The organism is Bradyrhizobium denitrificans (assembly GCF_013179005.1).
Classification (GTDB): domain Bacteria; phylum Pseudomonadota; class Alphaproteobacteria; order Rhizobiales; family Xanthobacteraceae; genus Bradyrhizobium; species Bradyrhizobium denitrificans.
The window spans coordinates 17,115-34,028 of sequence record NZ_JABFDP010000042.1; the positions used below are offsets into that span (position 1 = coordinate 17,115).

11 protein-coding genes are annotated in these 16,914 nt (G+C 64.1%); 7 read left to right on the forward strand and 4 right to left on the reverse strand.

What is annotated here, in order from left to right; genetic code table 11:
• Nucleotides 1–13: 13 nt before the first annotated feature.
• A complete protein-coding gene (locus HL671_RS34065) occupies nucleotides 14–1,069 on the forward strand; it encodes a 2-oxoacid:ferredoxin oxidoreductase subunit beta (RefSeq protein ID WP_172242693.1) in 1,056 nt (351 codons plus the stop codon).
• A 130-nt stretch (nucleotides 1,070–1,199) separates the two neighbouring features.
• Here HL671_RS34065 and HL671_RS34070 read toward each other — a convergent pair whose 3' ends face one another.
• Entirely contained in the window at nucleotides 1,200–2,468 is a 1,269-nt protein-coding gene (locus tag HL671_RS34070) for a TMEM143 family protein (RefSeq protein WP_041750965.1), read from the reverse strand.
• A gap of 356 nt (nucleotides 2,469–2,824) precedes the next feature.
• Between HL671_RS34070 and HL671_RS34075 the strand changes: the two genes are divergently transcribed.
• A complete protein-coding gene (locus HL671_RS34075) occupies nucleotides 2,825–3,235 on the forward strand; it encodes a VOC family protein (RefSeq protein ID WP_172242696.1) in 411 nt (136 codons plus the stop codon).
• A gap of 15 nt (nucleotides 3,236–3,250) precedes the next feature.
• Here the strand turns inward: HL671_RS34075 and HL671_RS34080 are convergent, their stop codons facing one another.
• The 3 genes from HL671_RS34080 to HL671_RS34090 form a co-directional block, all read right to left on the reverse strand.
• Complete coding sequence (locus HL671_RS34080) at nucleotides 3,251–4,789, reverse strand: SpoVR family protein (RefSeq protein WP_172242699.1); 1,539 nt, start codon at nucleotides 4,787–4,789, stop codon at nucleotides 3,251–3,253.
• On the reverse strand, nucleotides 4,786–6,063 hold the full coding sequence (locus tag HL671_RS34085; protein WP_172242702.1) for a YeaH/YhbH family protein: 1,278 nt from the start codon (nucleotides 6,061–6,063) through the stop codon (nucleotides 4,786–4,788). Before HL671_RS34085 ends, HL671_RS34080 begins: the two co-directional genes overlap by 4 nt.
• Nucleotides 6,064–6,285: 222 nt before the next feature.
• Nucleotides 6,286–8,229, reverse strand: coding sequence for a PrkA family serine protein kinase (locus tag HL671_RS34090; protein WP_041750966.1), 1,944 nt, complete (start codon nucleotides 8,227–8,229; stop codon nucleotides 6,286–6,288).
• Nucleotides 8,230–9,377: 1,148 nt separating this feature from the next.
• Here HL671_RS34090 and HL671_RS34095 point away from each other — a divergent pair.
• Genes HL671_RS34095 through HL671_RS34115 form a run of 5 tightly spaced genes read left to right on the forward strand, consistent with a single transcriptional unit; the run spans nucleotide 9,378 to nucleotide 16,900 of the window.
• On the forward strand, nucleotides 9,378–12,224 hold the full coding sequence (locus HL671_RS34095; protein ID WP_172242705.1) for a bifunctional transaldolase/phosoglucose isomerase: 2,847 nt from the start codon (nucleotides 9,378–9,380) through the stop codon (nucleotides 12,222–12,224).
• Nucleotides 12,225–12,239: 15 nt separating this feature from the next.
• The gene (gnd, locus tag HL671_RS34100; RefSeq protein WP_172242708.1) at nucleotides 12,240–13,277 is read left to right on the forward strand and encodes a phosphogluconate dehydrogenase (NAD(+)-dependent, decarboxylating); all 1,038 of its coding nucleotides are present in this window, start codon (nucleotides 12,240–12,242) and stop codon (nucleotides 13,275–13,277) included.
• Nucleotides 13,274–14,797, forward strand: a complete 1,524-nt coding sequence (zwf, locus tag HL671_RS34105) for a glucose-6-phosphate dehydrogenase (protein WP_012046181.1) — start codon at nucleotides 13,274–13,276, stop codon at nucleotides 14,795–14,797. The genes gnd and zwf overlap by 4 nt, the downstream gene beginning before the upstream one ends.
• Before the next feature lie 4 nt (nucleotides 14,798–14,801).
• Nucleotides 14,802–16,091 carry a 6-phosphogluconolactonase gene (gene pgl / locus HL671_RS34110; RefSeq protein WP_172242711.1) on the forward strand — a complete coding sequence of 430 codons (1,290 nt, stop codon included), beginning with the start codon at nucleotides 14,802–14,804 and terminating at the stop codon, nucleotides 16,089–16,091.
• The gene (locus HL671_RS34115) at nucleotides 16,088–16,900 is read left to right on the forward strand and encodes a Cof-type HAD-IIB family hydrolase (RefSeq protein ID WP_012046183.1); all 813 of its coding nucleotides are present in this window, start codon (nucleotides 16,088–16,090) and stop codon (nucleotides 16,898–16,900) included. Before pgl ends, HL671_RS34115 begins: the two co-directional genes overlap by 4 nt.
• Nucleotides 16,901–16,914: the final 14 nt, after the last annotated feature.

Here is a 16,914-nt window from a genome sequence, read left to right on the forward strand (position 1 = left end):
ACAGGGTGCTCTCATGACCTACATCGCAAAGCCGAAATTCCAGCATCCCGGCATCAAGAAGAACGCGCTGGGCTACAGCCATCGCGACTACGAAGGCAAGATCTCGACCTTGTGCGCCGGCTGCGGCCACGATTCGATCACGGCCTCGATCATCGAGGCCTGTTTCGAACTGTCGATCGAGCCGCATCGGGTGGCAAAAATCTCCGGCATCGGCTGCTCGTCGAAGACGCCGGACTATTTCCTCGGCAATTCGCACGGCTTCAACACCGTGCATGGCCGCATGCCCTCGGTGCTGACCGGCGCCAACCTCGCCAACCGCGAGCTGATCTATCTCGGCGTGTCCGGCGACGGCGATTCCGCCTCGATCGGCTTCGGCCAGTTCGCGCACGCGATCCGCCGCGGCGTCAACATGACCTATATCGTCGAGAACAACGGCGTCTACGGCCTGACCAAGGGCCAGTTCTCGGCGACCGCCGACCGTGGCTCGAAGTCGAAGAAGGGCGTCACCAACACCGACAACCCCATTGACCTCGTCGGCATCGCATTGCAGCTCGGGGCCACCTACGTCGCGCGCTCGTTCTCGGGCGACAAGAAGCAGCTGGTGCCGATCATCGAGGGCGCGATCCGGCACAAGGGCGCGGCGTTCATCGACGTGATCAGCCCGTGCATCGCCTTCAACAATCACGCCGGCTCGACCAAGAGTTTTGACTATGTCCGCGAGCACAATGACGCCGTGAACCGGCTCGACGTGCTGACCGGCCGCGACCCGATCGAGATCGACCAGGATGCCGGCACGGTGCAGATCGTCGAGCAGCATGACGGCTCGCGGCTGGCGCTGCGCAAGATCGATGCCGACTACGATCCGCACGACCGCCTGGGCGCCATGACCTTCCTGCAGAAGCACGCGGCGCAGGGCCAGATCGTGACCGGGCTGCTCTATGTCGATCCCGAAGCCGACGATCTGCACAGCCACCTCAACACTGTGGAGCGGCCGCTCAACCGGCTGGGGGCGGCGGATCTGTGTCCGGGGCAGAGCGTGCTCGACAAGATCAATGCGAGCCTGCGCTGACGGTTGTCGCGACGCCCCTGCTGGCAGCAGCAGTGAAGCACACCTCTCCCCGACGGGGAGAGGTGGACGGAGATCGCGGCAACGGATCCGCTTCACCACAAGCCGTTGATCGTTGAAATGGATAGAGCTCTTAAGGTCGCCGCAGCGCCTGCGCCCAGACCCGTTCGAGCTGCGCGATAGCGTCCGGCAGCGGCAGTGCGGACAGCGCGTCGTCGCCGCCCGTCACCAGCCCGAACTCCCGCAACCTGATCAGCGCCTCCTCGACATTGAACGCACGCTGCAGTCCGAACATCTGCTGCAGCAATTCCTCGACGTGGCTGCCCAGCGCGGCGCGGCTCAGCGGCACGGACGCCAGCATCAGGCCGCCATAGGCCAGCACCGCCTCCTTCCAGTCCTGGTCCTCGGCCTCGCCGATCAGGTAGTTGAAGATGCCGGAATTGTTGTTGACGTTGCGGAAGTAGATGTTGTCGGTGACCTGCTTCTGATGGATCAGCGACTGGCGGTGGAAATTGCCCCATTGCCTCAAGATGAAGGCGCCGAGCGCGAACAGGCCCGACAGCGCCGCCAGCGCCTGCTCGGTGTCGTTGTCGTGCACGGTGCCACTGAGGCCGAGATAGAAGCCGGCGACGATGAACAGCACCGTCAATGTCGAGGCCAGCTTGAGCAGGATCGGCACGCCGCCGACCAGCGCCGGCACCCCCAAGGTCAGCTGCTCGCGCAAGCCCATGACGACGCGGACGTTCGGCAGCAGCGCCTCGAGGTCGAAGCGGGCGATATGGCGGAAATATTTGAACAGCACCGCGCCGCCGCGGATCTTGTTGCGGCCGCGCCAGGCGGCGATCTTGCGCTTCTTTCTGGCCGGCTCGTCGGGCTTGGTTGCGACCATCAGGACGATGTCATCATAGACCTCGACCTCCTGGGTCCGACGCCGCAGCCCATATAGCGCGGGGACCTCGATCGTCTCCTGATGCTGGCCGCGCCGGAACATGCGGACGGCACGGTAGTCCGAGATCGGCGCCTTCAGCTTGACGCGCACCAGCGCATGCTCCGCAAACGCGCGCTCGATCTCGTCATGCGCGATCTCGATGAAATTGGCGTCGCCGAGCACCCGGACGAATTCGTCGGTCAGGCTGTCATAGGCGGCATCGAGCTCCCGGGAGGAGCGATGGCGCCCGACCGGCACCTCGGGGTCGAAGTCGAAATAGGCGTCACGGAGACGATCGAGCTCGTCGAAATATTCATGGTGGAGAATGGCGCCCAGCATCCGGACGAGCTCGCGCAGATCGCTGGATTGGACGTCGTCCAGGCCGCCATGCAAAATGACCGCATCGAGCACGTCGGACTTGCGCACTGGAATGAACCGGTCCCGCCGGCTCGCCGTCACCTTTGCCTCAACCACGCGCTTACGCCTGAGCTTCGATTGCCGTCCTGCACTCGCCGGCATTTCAGCAGCCAGCCGTTAGCGCGCACCATAGCCGGCCGATCGACCTTGCGCCACTCGCTGCAAAATCCTGCTGGCCGGCTTCCTGATCTCGTCGGAAGATTTAGGCGGCCCCGTCGTTTTTGGCTAGCCCGCCGTGGCCAGCATCATTCGTCATGCCCGGGCTTGACCCGGGCATCCACGCCTTTCCAAAATTTCCGAAGGAGATGGATGGCCGGGTCAATCCCGGCCATGACGCAGCGAGGACTCTCGCAGAAGCCGCGTTTGCCTACTCAAGCGCGTGAACTCGCAATTCGGGAGACAGGAGAACGATCATGACAGACACGCGGCGCACCAAATCCGCGTTCAACGCCGTTCGTGCCATCGACTACACGGTCATCCTGGCGCGCGATTGGCACGCCATGCGCAATTTTTATGAGGAGATCCTCAGCTTTCGGCTGCTGCGCGAGCTGTCCCCGGGCTGGGTCGAATACCAGGTCGGCCCCAACATTCTGACGCTAGCCCGGCCGCAACGGCTGGCATCGGATCAGCCGACACCACCGGGCAGCGCATCGCTTCAACTGGCCTTCAAGGTGGGCCGCGACGATGTCGATCGCTGTGCCGCCGAGCTGACCCGAAAGGGCATCGCTCTCACGGAGCCGCCCACGGATCAGCCCTTCGGCCACCGCACCCTGTTCTTCCGGGATCCCGACGGCAATCTGCTGGAGGTGTACGCGGACATCTAGGGCTTGGCGGCCGCGCTACGCGGCCGCCGGTTGTATCCGGGGATTGAGCACATACTCCTTCAAGACTTTGTCGGTGGCGGCATCGACCTCGACCAGCGACACGTCGTAGCTCCAGAGATCGGCGAGATGCTGCAGCACCCGCTTGGTGTCGGTCTCGCTGAGCTGGGCGCCCTTGACCACGGTATGCCGCAGCATCAGGCGGCGGTCACCGGCGAGGTCGACATCGACCACCTCGATGTTCGGATCGATGTAGCCGACATCGTACTGCTTCGAGAGTTCGCGGCGGATGCGGCGATAGCCGCGCTCGTCGTGGATGGCGTCGACCAGGATGCCGGCCCGCTCGGCCGGGTCGTCATGCAGATGGAACAGCCGGAATTGCCGGATCAGGTTCGGGCTCAGGAACTGGCTGATAAAGCTCTCGTCGCGATAATTCGCCCAGACGTCGCGCAGCACCGCCATCTCGTCGCCGGTGCCGGCGATGTCCGGGAACCATTCGCGGTCCTCCTCAGTCGGGTCCTTCACGATGCGCTCGATGTCCTGCATGATGGCAAAGCCGAGCGCATAGGGGTTGAAGCCGGAGAAGCGCGGATCGTCGAACTCAGGCTGGAACACGACGTTGGTGTGCGACTGCAGGAATTCGAGGAAGTTGCCGTCGGTGAGGCGGCCTTCCTGGTGCAGGCGGTTCATGATCCGGTAGTGCACGTAGGTCGCCGTGCCCTCGTTCATGACCTTGGTCTGGCCCTGCGGATAGAAATACTGCGCGATGTGGCGGACGATGCGCAGCAATTCGCGCTGCCAGGGCGCCAGCCGCGGCGCGGTCTTCTCTAGGAAATACAGCAGATTCTCTTGCGGCAGGCCGAGCAGCGCCTTGCGGCGCTCGACGTTCAGCACCGCGCTGGTCTTGACGGGACCGGTCGGCACCGTGCGCCAGAGATCGTTGAACGTGCCCTCCTCATAGAGCCTGCGCTTGCCGGCGCGCTTCTCCTCCTCGCGGAAGTCGAGCTTCTTCTTGCCGGGGTAGCGGTCGACGCCATGCGACATCAGCGCATGCGCCGCGTCCAGCGTGTGCTCGACCGCGACCCGGCCGTAGCGCTCCTCGCATTGCGCGATATAGCCGCGGGCAAAGTCGAGATAATCGAGGATGCCGTCGGCATCGGTCCACTGCTTGAAGAGGTAGTTGTTCTTGAAGAAGTGGTTGTGGCCGAACGCGGCATGCGCGATCACCAACGTCTGCATCGTCGCCGTGTTCTCCTCCATCAGATAGGAGATGCAAGGCGAGGAGTTGATCACGATCTCATAGGCAAGACCCATCAGGCCCTTGCGATACGACGCCTCGTGATAGGCGAAATGCTTGCCGAACGACCAGTGCTTGTAGAACAGCGGCATGCCGACCGAGGAATAGGCGTCGAGCATCTGCTCGGCGGTGATGACCTCGATCTGGTTCGGATAGGTGTCTAGCCCGAGCTCCTTCTGCGCCACGCTCTCGCAGGCATCGTGGATGCGCTGCAGGGTGAGGAAATTCCAGTCGGCGCCTTCGAACAGCAATCCGCTCATGATGCCGCCCTTTCCTGCGTGGTGCCGCGACGCTGGAACAGGTCGTGGAAGACGGGGAAGATCTCGCTGCGGTCACGCACCTTGCGCATCGACAGCGGCTGGCCGTTGGCACGCAGGCGCTCATACAGCGACCACAGCGCGGAGTCCGGCATTTCGAACGAATAGGTGCCGGACTCGCCGACCTCCAGATAGGCGAAGAACTGCGACACCGGCAGGATGTTGTCGGTCAGGAGCCGCGCGACGTTCTCCGAGTCCGAGGTGGCGTTGTCGCCGTCCGAGGCCTGCGCCGCGTAGATGTTCCAGTCCGACGGGCGGAAGCGGGAGCGGACGATGTCGTGCATGCATTGCAGCGCGCTGGACACCAGCGTGCCGCCGGAGGCCGGGCCGTAGAAGAAGGTCTGCTCGTCGACCTCCTCGGCGCGGTCGGTATGGCGGATGAACACGATCTCGACATGGCGGTAGCGCCGGGTCAGGAACACGTAAAGCAGCATGTAGAAGCGCTTGGCGAGATCCTTCATGTGCTCCGACATCGAGCCGGAGACGTCCATCAGGCAGAACATCACCGCTTGCGCGATCGGCTTCGGCACCGCCTCGAAGCGGCGATAGCGGATGTCGATCGGATCGATGAACGGGATGCGCTTGGCCTTCGCCTTCAAGGTCTCCAGTTCGGCCACGAGCGCGGCCTTCTTCTCCTCGTCGGTCTCCTCGGCGATCCTGGCTTCGAGCTCGGCGATCGCCTCGGGCCGCGGCCGGCGCAGCGCAACGCGGCGGGCCATCGCCCGAGTGACGGTACGGCTGATCGAGATGTTGGCCGGCGAGCCCGAGGTCGAATAGCCGGCGCGCACCAGCCCCTCGCTCTCGGCCTCGGCGAATTTGCGCTTGGCAAGATCCGGCAGTTCGAGATCATCGAGGAAGAGATTGACGAACTCTTCCTTGCTGAGCACGAAGCGGAAGGCGTCCTCGCTGTCGCCCTGCCCCGGCCCCGACTTGCGGCCGCTGCCGTCGCCAGAGCGCGGCAGGATGTCGCCTTCGATGAATTTCTTGTTGCCCGGCAGCACCATGTCGCGGGTGCCGCCCTCGCGGCGGAAGCGCGGCTCGTCCATGCCGTCCAGCGGGATCGAGACCTCGCCGCCCTCCAGCACGTCCTTGATATCGCGGTCCTGCGAGGTCTTCTTGACCGCTCCCTGAACCAGGGCCTTGGCGCGGCGCAAAAATCGCTGACGATTTTCGAGACTTTTGCCGCCCGGATTCAGGCGCCGATCAATGATGTGCATGACCACGTTCCATACGCCTCCTGCTGCAGCGGCTTCGACTCCTGCTCTCCCCCGCCGCGATGCCGCGGTGCAGCGTCAGATCCGACACGGCACCTGCATCACCTCTTGTTCGACGCTCCAGCCAAGCTCGGCGTCGAACCTGTCGCGTCATTCACAGCCCAGGCGCCGATGTCAGACCGATGGCCTGCAGCACATGCAGTGAACACCGGCGCCGGACCATGATCAACCCGCCTGCTTCACCCGCATGTACCACTCGACCAGCCGGCGGACCTGCCGCTCGGTGTAGCCGCGCTCGACCATGCGCTGGACGAAGTCGGCGTGCTTCTTCTCGGTCTCGCCGTCCTTCTTGGTGCCGAAGGAGATGACCGGCAGAAGGTCTTCGACCTGCGAGAATATCCTCTTTTCGATGACTTCGCGGATCTTTTCGTAGGAGGTCCAGGACGGATTTTTTCCGCCATTCTGGGCCCGGGAGCGCAGCGAGAACTTGACAACCTCGTTGCGGAAGTCCTTCGGGTTGGCGATGCCGGCCGGCTTCTCGATCTTGGTCAGTTCCTGGTTCAACAGCTCGCGATTGAGCAACTGTCCCGTATCGGGATCCTTGAAGTCCTGATCCTCGATCCAGGCATCGGCATAATCGACGTAGCGGTCGAACAGGTTCTGGCCGTAATCGGAGTAGGATTCGAGATAGGCCTTCTGGATCTCGTGGCCGATGAATTCGGCATAGCGCGGCGCCAGATCGGCCTTGATGAATTCGAGATAGCGCTTCTCGATCTCCTCCGGCAACTGCTCACGCTTGATCGACTGCTCCAGCACATACATCAGATGCACGGCGTCGGCAGAGACTTCCGACGTGTCGTGATTGTAGGTCGCCGCCAGCACCTTGAAGGCGAAGCGGGTGGAAATGCCGTCCATGCCCTCGTCGACGCCGGCGGCGTCGCGATATTCCTGCACGCTGCGCGCCTTCGGATCGGACTCCTTGAGGCTCTCGCCGTCATAGACGCGCATCTTGGCGTAGAGCGTCGAGTTCTCATGCTTGCGCAGCCGCGACATCACCGAGAAGCGGGCCAGCGTGTCCAAGGTCGCCGGCGCGCAGGGTGCGGCAGCGAGCTCGGAGCCCTGGATCAGCTTCTCGTAGATCTTGCGCTCCTCGGTGACGCGCAGGCAGTACGGCACCTTGATCACGCAGATACGGTCGATGAAGGCCTCGTTGTTCTTGTTGGTCTTGAAGCTCTGCCACTCCGACTCGTTGGAGTGGGCGAGGATCACGCCGTTGTAGGGGATCGCGCCGATATTCTCGGTGCCGATATAGTTGCCTTCCTGCGTCGCCGTCAGCAGGGGATGCAGCATCTTGATCGGCGCCTTGAACATCTCGACGAATTCGAGGATGCCCTGATTGGCGCGGTTGAGGCCGCCCGAATAGCTGTAGGCATCGGGATCGTTCTGCGCATAGGTTTCGAGCTTGCGGATGTCGACCTTGCCGACCAGCGAGGAGATGTCCTGGTTGTTCTCGTCGCCGGGCTCGGTCTTGGCAATGCCGATCTGGCGCAGCCGCGACGGCTGGATCTTGGCGACGCGGAATTGCGAGATGTCGCCGCCGAAGGCTTCGAGCCGCTTGTAGCACCACGGGCTCATCAGGCCGGTGAGACGGCGGCGTGGAATGCCGTACTTCTCTTCCAGCATCGGGCCCAAAGTGTCGGGGTCGAACAGGCTGAGTGGCGATTCGAACACCGGGCTCAGCTCATCGCCGGCCTTCAGCACGTAGATGGGATGCACCTCCATCAGCTGCTTGAGCCGCTCGGACAGCGACGACTTGCCGCCGCCGACGGGACCCAGCAGATAAAGGATCTGCTTGCGCTCTTCCAAGCCCTGGGCGGCGTGGCGGAAGAAGCCAACGATGCGCTCGATCGTGTCTTCCATGCCGTAGAAGCCGGCGAAGGCAGGATACAGGCGAACCGTCCGGTTCAAAAAAATACGGCCAAGGCGTGGGTCCTTGGCCGTGTCAATCATCTGAGGCTCACCGATCGCAGCTAGTAGTCGCTCAGCGGCGTTCGCGTATCGCATCGGGTCGGTTCGACACGATTCAAGGTATTCCTGCATCGACATGTCGGTCTGGCTTCGTGCCTCGAACGACCTCGCGAACGCGTTGAACAACGAATCGTTGTACATGATCCCTCTCCACGTAGGTTCCGCCGCACTGCTGCAACGAGCCGAGATCGAAGTACGTTCCTCCGCTCTCGAACGACTCAGAGTGAAGCGCGCTAGCCCCTATTGGGCACCCTCTTGGTCCTCTTCCGCAACGCAAAGTGCATGCAGCATATGCCCTATCAACATGCACTTCGCTCAATAGTTCGGCAAAACGGCGCCAATCGACCCTATTTGTAACCCATTGTCTCCGCTTCGCAACATCCGCAATACCCCGGCACCGTAGTCTTCCCGCGCGCGCAAGGCGTTGTGAAAGCACGTGAACCTAGCCCCGCGAAGCAGCAAAACAGTGTCTCTGTCGAGGTGAACCGCAAGTGAACGTCAATCTTTCTCTGCGAAGCGCGCGAAGATTGGAACGTTTTCGCCGTTCGTCGCCGTGATGCGCAGGAGTCACAGCTCGAGACAAACGATATCAGTCGCAGCACTCACCGCGCCGAAGAGCTGACTTGTGCGAACCTCTCGCTGCCGTCTCACGGGCGCGATGATTGACGTCAGCATCTTCACCTGACGCGTGAGATCCACGCTGCAATGGCCGGATCGGCCTGACGTCCAGGCTGAAGAGACCCGCACGCTGTCAACGTCGCGACCTTGCGCACCATCTCGGCACAGACCGACTCGGATGCGACGTCTGAAAATAGATGTGGTACGCGCGTGGCGTTGCAAGGCGAAGGGCGACCATCGTGATACAGGCGCGGCCGGAAACGCCGGGGAGCGCCGAGCAACGGCCGCCAAGCGTCACCATCCATTTGAATGAAATCCATGCGAATGGCATCGACAGGTCAGCCCGGCTCTCGCGAACCCTCAGGCGCAGTGTCCGGAGCCCGCCCCGAGACGTGGCCAATTCGCTGATCCCCTCGCGACCGGAAGCGCTGCGCCGCTCACCCAGCCCACCGAGCGCGACAACATTGCCCGCGCGCCGCCCCCTCCTGAGCCCCTATCCCGGCAATCTCCTCCGAGCAAGATCCGCTTGGGATTTCAGAGGGATCAATCCATTATGAATGGCGTTATCCGAAGACGTGACGCATAGTCGTTCATATGAGGTCCATGTCGGTCTGGCACGATGCCGGGACTGGAACCCAAGAAAAGCAAGCCGACGCACATAGATAGGCATCATGAACCCGGTCAAAGCTCTCGAACAACACGGCCAGGCGGTCTGGCTCGATTTCCTCGCGCGCGGCTTTGTCGCCAAGGGCGACTTGAAGCGGCTGATCGACGAGGACGGCGTCAAAGGCGTCACCTCCAACCCGGCGATCTTCGAGAAGGCGATCGGCAGCTCGGACGAATATGACGCCCCCATTGCCAAAGCCTTGAAGGGCGGCGACCGCTCCCCGACGCAGCTGTTCGAAGCGGTCGCGGTCGAAGACATCCAGAACGCCGCTGACGTTCTCCGGCCGGTCTATGACAGCTTCAACGGCAATGACGGCTTCGTGAGCCTCGAAGTATCGCCCTATCTGGCGATGGACGCCAAGGGGACGATCGCCGAAGCCGAGCAGCTGTGGAAGGCGGTCGACCGGCGGAACTTGATGATCAAGGTGCCGGCGACGGAGGCCTGCCTGCCGGCCATCCAGCACCTGATCTCCCGGGGAATCAGCGTCAACATCACGCTATTGTTCGCGCAGGAGGTCTACCGGCAGGTCGCCGAGGCCTATCTCGCCGGCCTCGAAGCGTATGTCGCCGATGGCGGCGATCCGTCGCATGTCGCTAGCGTGGCCTCGTTCTTCGTCAGCCGCATCGACAGCGTCGTCGACAAGCAGCTCGACGAGAAGATCGCGCAGGCCAACGATCCGACCGAGAAGGAGCGGCTGACCGCGCTCAAGGGCAAGATCGCCATCGCCAACGCCAAGATGGCCTACCAGGACTACAAGCGCCTGTTCTCCGGTGCGCGCTGGGAGCGGCTGGCGGCCAAGGGCGCCAAGCCGCAGCGGCTGCTCTGGGCCTCCACCGGCACCAAGAACAAGGACTACAGCGACGTTCTCTATGTCGAGGAGTTGATCGGTCCCAACACCGTCAACACCGTGCCGCCGGCGACCTTGGACGCCTTCCGCGACCACGGCAAGGTCCGCGACAGCCTCGAGGAGGACGTCGAGGCGGCTCAGGCGGCGCTCGAAGCGCTGGCCAAGACCGGCATCTCGCTCGACGAGATCACCGCGGAGCTGGTGATCGACGGCGTCAAGCAGTTCGCCGACGCCGCCGACAAGCTCTATGGCGCGGTCGCGCACAAGCGCGAAGCCGTGCTCGGCGAGCGACTTGGGCAGCAGTCGATCGCGGTTGCTGCTGATCTCGACAAGAAGGTCCAGGCCGCGACCGAGGATTGGCGCAAGACCGCCAAGATCCGCCGGCTCTGGCACAAGGATTCCTCGGTCTGGACCGGCAAGGACGAGCACAAATGGCTGGGCTGGCTGACCTGCGTCGAGAAAGCCGACATCGCCGACTATGAAGATTACGCCCTGCGCGTGAAGGGGCAGAAATTCTCCGATGCCGTCGTGCTCGGCATGGGCGGCTCCAGCCTCGGGCCGGAGGTGCTCGCCAGGACCTTCCCGCGCAAGGCCGGCTTCCCCAGGCTGCACGTGCTCGACTCCACCGACCCGGCGCAGGTGCGCGCGATGGAAAAGGCCATCGATATTTCAAAGACGGTGTTCATCGTCTCCTCGAAATCCGGCGGCACCACCGAGCCGAATGCGATGAAGGACTATTTCTTCGCCCGCGTCAGCGAGGCGATCGGGGCAAACAAGGCCGGTCATCGCTTCATTGCCGTCACCGATCCCGGCTCATCGCTGGAGAAGGCAGCCAAAGCACAAGGCTTCGCGCGCGTCTTCCACGGCGAGCCCTCGATCGGCGGCCGCTACTCGGTGTTGTCGCCCTTCGGCCTGGTGCCGGCGGCCACCGCCGGCATCAACGTGCGCAAGCTGGTCACCAACGCGCAGGCGATGGTGCGCTCCTGCGGCCCCGACGTGCCGCCGCTGCAGAACCCCGGGGTACAGCTCGGTCTGGCGATGGGTCTTGCCGGCCTGGACGGCCGCGACAAGGTGACGATCTTCGCCTCGCCGAGGATCGCTGATTTCGGCGCCTGGGCAGAGCAGCTGATCGCGGAATCCACCGGCAAGGAAGGCAAGGGCCTGATCCCGATCGATGGCGAGCCCATCGGCGATCCTGCCGACTATGGCAGCGACCGCTTCTTCATCGACATCAGGGTCGAGGGCGACGACATCCCCGATCACAACGCGAAGCTCGCCGCGCTGGAAGACGCCGGTCATCCGGTGGTCCGCATCGTCATCAGCTCGATCGATCAGCTCGGGCAGGAGTTCTTCCGTTGGGAAATGGCGACCGCCGTCGCCGGCGCCGCGCTCGGCATCAACCCGTTCGACCAGCCGGATGTCGAATCCGCCAAGATCAAAACCCGCGAGCTGACGGCAGCGTTCGAGCAGACCGGCGCGCTTCCCGCCGAAGAGCCGGTCATTTCGGTCAAGGGCTGCGAGCTCTATACGGACGCGCAGAATGCCGAGAGCCTGCGCGAGCATGGCGCGGACGGAACGCTCGCCTCCTGGCTGAAGGCCCATCTCGGCCGCGCAAGCGACGGCGACTACATCGCTCTGCTCGGCTATATCGAGCACAATGGCGCCAACACCGACGCCCTGCAACGGATCAGGCTCAAGCTGCGCGACGCCAAACACCTCGCCACCTGCGCCGAGTTCGGGCCACGCTTCCTGCACTCCACCGGGCAGGCCTATAAGGGCGGACCGGACAGCGGCGTGTTTCTGCAGATCACCGCCGATGATGCCCAGGATCTGCCGATCCCTGGCCAGAAGGCGAGCTTCGGCGTGATCAAGGCAGCGCAAGCGCGCGGCGATTTCGATGTCCTCACCGAACGCGGCCGGCGCGCATTGCGGGTGCACCTGAAGGGCAATCTCAAATCGGGCCTGAAGATGCTCGACAGCGCCATCACCGAAGCACTGAGCTAGGAAGGGCCCGCATCGATGCAATTGGGAATGATTGGTCTCGGGCGGATGGGCGGCAACATCGTTCGCCGCCTGATGCGCGCGGGACATTCCTGCGTGGTCTATGATCGCGATGCCAAGGCGGTCGCCGCGTTGGTCTCCGAAGGCGCCACTGGCGCCGCGAGCCTGGACGACTTCGTCGGCAAGCTCGCGGCACCACGCCACGCCTGGATCATGCTGCCGGCCGGCAAGATCACCGAAGCCACCGTCGAGCAACTGACCGAATTGATGGCCCCCGATGACGTGATCATCGACGGCGGCAACAGCTTCTGGCAGGACGACGTCCGCCGCGGCAAGGCGCTCAGCGAACGCGGGCTGCATTATGTCGACGTCGGCACCTCCGGCGGCGTCTGGGGACTTGAGCGCGGCTATTGCATGATGATCGGCGGCGACAAGGCGGTGGTCGACCGGCTCGATCCGATCTTCGCCACGCTGGCGCCCGGCATCGGCGACATCCCGCGCACACCGGGCCGTGACGGACGCGATCCGCGCGTCGAGCAGGGCTACATCCATGCCGGCCCCACCGGCGCTGGCCATTTCGTCAAGATGATCCATAATGGCATCGAATACGGTCTGATGCAGGCCTATGCGGAAGGCTTCGACATTCTGAGGAATGCGAACAGCGAGGCGCTGCCCGAGGCGCATCGCTTCAACTTCGATCTCGCCGATGTCGCCGAGGTCTGGCGCCGCGGCAGCGTCATTCCGTCCTGGCTGCTCGACCTCACGGCAAGCGCGCTGGCGCGCCAGCCGGGACTGGACAAATATTCCGGCTATGTCGAGGATTCCGGCGAGGGCCGCTGGACGGTGAATGCCGCGATCGACGAGGCCGTCCCGGCCGAGGTGCTGACCGCGGCGCTGTTCGCCCGCTTCCGCTCCCGCCAGGAGCATACCTTCGCGGAGAAGATTCTGTCAGCCATGCGCGAGGGCTTCGGCGGACATAAGGAGCCCGAGCAGCATCCCGATCCAGCGCGGCAGAGCGCGCCGGAGATCGTCAAACCGAAGGCGGACCGCGCGTGACTCCCTTGCATCCGCACCAGCCGCCTCACCAGAAGCCCGACGCCTGCGCCTTCGTGATCTTCGGCGTGACCGGCGACCTCACCCATCGCCTGGTCCTGCCGTCGCTGTACAATCTCGCCGCCGGAAATCTGCTGCCGGATCGGTTCTGCATCGTCGGCATCGCCCGCAAGGGCATGTCGAGCGAGCAGCTGCGCGTCAATCTGATGGAGGGCCTGCGCAAATACGCGACGCGTCCGGTCGAGGACGAGATCGCCCAGCGCCTGCTGCAATGCGTGACCGCGATCGAAGCCGATCCGAAGGAGCCGGACAGTTTCGATCAGTTGAAGGAGCGACTGGAGAAGCTGGAGGCCGCGCGGGAGACCCATGGCAACCGGCTGTTCTATCTGGCGACGCCGCCTGCCGCCTTCGCGCCGATCGCGCAGCAGCTCGGCCGCGTCGGGCTGTTGAAGGAGGACGGCAAGGCCTGGCGCCGCCTGGTGGTCGAAAAGCCGTTCGGCACCGATCTGGCGTCGGCGAAAAAACTCAACGATCAGTTGCTCGAGCTCGTGACCGAGCACCAGATCTATCGGATCGATCACTATCTCGGCAAAGAGACGGTGCAGAACATCCTGGTGCTGCGCTTCGCCAACGGCATGTTCGAGCCGATCTGGAACAGGCATCACATCGATCACGTGCAGATCACCGTCGAGGAGAAGCTCGGCGTCGGCACCCGCGGCAGTTTCTATGACGCCACCGGCGCGCTGCGCGACATGGTGCCAAACCATCTGTTCCAGCTGCTCTCGCTGGTCGCGATGGAGCCGCCCGCACGCTTCGATGCGCACACCGTGCGGTCCGAAAAGGCGGAGGTGCTCTCGGCCATCCAGCCGCTCAGCGAGCAGGAAGCGCTGCTGAACTCCGTGCGCGGCCAATACAAGGCAGGGCTGGTGGGCGACACCGAACTGCCCGACTATCGCAACACCAAGGACGTGAGCGCCGACAGCGCGACCGAGACCTATGCGGCGCTGAAGCTGACCATCGATAATTGGCGCTGGGCGGGCGTGCCGTTCTATCTGCGCACCGGCAAGGCGCTGGGCGCCAAGCGCACCGAGGTCGCGATCAAATTCCGCCAGGCGCCGTTCGCGATGTTCAGCTGCACGCCGATCGACACGCTGGCGGAGAACTATCTCGTCATCGGCATCGAGCCGACCCAGAGCATCACCTTGCAGTTCAACACCAAGATCCCCGGCCCGACCATCCGCACCGACGGCGTGCAGATGAAGTTCAACTACAAGGACTATTTCCAGGCCGAGCCCGCCACCGGCTACGAGACGCTGATCTATGACTGCATGATCGGCGACAACATCCTGTTCCAGCGCGCCGACAGCGTCGAGGCCGGCTGGAAGGCCGTGGAGCCGTTCATCGAAGCCTGGAAGAAGGCCGGCCGCGACGGTCTGCATACGTACGAAGCGGGAAGCGAAGGGCCCAAGGCGGCAGCCGATCTGCTCGCGCGCGACGGCCGCAGTTGGCGAAAGCTGGCCTAAAGCCATGGGCCCGCCCTCTCCCGAACTGGTGCGCGTCGCCGACAAGGCGGCGATGGCGCGGACTGGCGCCGATCTCCTGCTGGCGCGGATCGCCGAAAATGCCGGCCGGATCGCGATCTGCCTGACCGGCGGCTCGAGTCCCAAGCAGCTCTACGAGCTGCTGGCGACGCAGGCCTATCGCGACCGCATCCCCTGGCCGCGCGTGCACTGGTTCATCGGCGACGAACGGTTCGTCCCGGCAGGCGACGCCCTGCACAACATGACCATGGCGCGCCACGCCTTCCTTGATGCCTGCGCGCCCGCCGCCAATATCCATCCGATCCCCACGGATACGGGCAGTCCCGAACGCAGCGCGAACGCCTATGCGCGCGAGCTGATCACATTCTACGGCGCCGACCAGCTCGATCCGGCCCGGCCCTTGTTCGACGTCGTACTGCTCGGTATCGGTCCCGACGGCCACGTGGCCTCGCTGTTTCCAGGCTACCCCGCCGTCGAGGTCCGGGACCGCTGGGTGGTGGGCGTGGACCAAGCCCATGTCGCGCCCTTCGTGCCGCGGGTCAGCCTGACACTGCCGGCCCTCGCCTCCTGCCGCACCATGCTGTTCGAGGTGGCGGGCGCCGACAAGCAACCGATCCTGACCCGGGTGCTGGCCGGCGAGGACCTGCCGGCCAATCGCGCCCGCTCGACCCATGAGACGACGTTCCTCATCGATGCGGCGGCGTGGCCGGAGACTGCGGCGGATCGATCACCGCCCGGGCTTCCGCATGCGCTCATCGTCATGGGTGTTTCAAGCTCAGGAAAGAGCACGGTCGGGCAAGCGCTCGGCCGGCGCCTCGGCTGGCGCTTCGAGGATGGCGACAGTTTCCACCCGCCGGCCAATGTCGCCAAGATGAGCGCGGGCCAGCCCCTCACCGACGCGGATCGCTGGCCCTGGCTGCAGGCGATCGCCGACGAGATTGCGCGCTGTCGCGCCCAGGGTGAGCCCATCATCATCGCCTGCTCGGCGCTCAAGAAGGCTTATCGCAAGATCCTGGTCGGCGATTGCGGCAACGTCCGGCTGGTCTATCTCGAAGGGGATCGGGAGCTGATCGGCGACAGGATGGGCCACCGCAAAGGGCATTTCATGCCGACCGGCCTGCTCGACAGCCAATTCGCGACGCTGGAACCACCGGGCGTCGACGAGCATCCTGTCACGGTCTCGGTCGACGCGCCGGTCGAGACCATCGTCGACGATATCCTGCAACAGCTTCACATCGGTCAGGACCGCCCTGACTGCGAACGGAACGGCTCATGACCCGCATCGCTCTCGTCGTGTCCGACGTCGACGGCACGCTATTGACCAAGGACAAGGTTCTGACCGAACGCGCGGCCAAGGCAGCCCGGCAGTTGCGCGAGGCCGGCATCGCCTTCACGATCACCTCCAGCCGTCCGGCCATCGGCATGGGTTTTCTGATCGCGCCCTTGCAGATCGACCTGCCGGTCGGGCCGTTCAACGGCAGTTCGATCATCGATCCCGCGATGCGTCCGCTCGAACAGAGCCTGATTCCCGCCGGGGCCGCCGCGCGCTGCGTCGATCTGCTCCAGCAGCGCGGCATCGATATCTGGGTGTTCACCAGCGATGCCTGGCTGACGCGCAACGCGGCCGGCGATTACGTGCCGAACGAGCAGCGCGCCATCCGGGCAGATCCGACCATCACCAGCGACTTCTCGCCGTATTTGGCCAAGGCCTGCAAGATCGTCGGTTCGAGCCGCGATTTCGACCTGCTCGCCCGCTGCGAAGGCGAGATGCGGGAGCTGTTGGGGACCGAAGCAACCGCCGTGCGCTCGCAGAGCTATTATCTCGACATTACCCCGCCGGGCCGCAACAAGGGCACCTTCGTCACCGCCATGGCTGCGCGGCTCGGCATACCGCTCAGCCAGGTCGCCACCATCGGCGATATGCACAATGACGTCGCGATGTTCGAGGTCAGCGGGCTGTCGATTGCGATGGGCAATGCCAGCGACGAGGTCAAGAGCCACGCCACGCGGGTCACCACCTCCAACCAGGACGAAGGCTTCGCCAATGCGATGGAGATGATCGTGGCGGAGAACGTGCAAGATTAGCGCGCGACCCCGCG

Coding starts and splice junctions, on each gene's coding strand:
- HL671_RS34065 (WP_172242693.1), top strand. CDS start 14: ATGACCTACATCGCAAAGCCGAAATTCCAGCATCCCGGCATCAAGAAG.
- HL671_RS34075 (WP_172242696.1), top strand. CDS start 2,825: ATGACAGACACGCGGCGCACCAAATCCGCGTTCAACGCCGTTCGTGCC.
- HL671_RS34080 (WP_172242699.1), bottom strand. CDS start 4,789: ATGAGCGGATTGCTGTTCGAAGGCGCCGACTGGAATTTCCTCACCCTG.
- HL671_RS34085 (WP_172242702.1), bottom strand. CDS start 6,063: ATGCACATCATTGATCGGCGCCTGAATCCGGGCGGCAAAAGTCTCGAA.
- HL671_RS34090 (WP_041750966.1), bottom strand. CDS start 8,229: ATGTACAACGATTCGTTGTTCAACGCGTTCGCGAGGTCGTTCGAGGCA.
- HL671_RS34095 (WP_172242705.1), top strand. CDS start 9,378: ATGAACCCGGTCAAAGCTCTCGAACAACACGGCCAGGCGGTCTGGCTC.
- gnd (WP_172242708.1), top strand. CDS start 12,240: ATGCAATTGGGAATGATTGGTCTCGGGCGGATGGGCGGCAACATCGTT.
- pgl (WP_172242711.1), top strand. CDS start 14,802: ATGGGCCCGCCCTCTCCCGAACTGGTGCGCGTCGCCGACAAGGCGGCG.
- HL671_RS34115 (WP_012046183.1), top strand. CDS start 16,088: ATGACCCGCATCGCTCTCGTCGTGTCCGACGTCGACGGCACGCTATTG.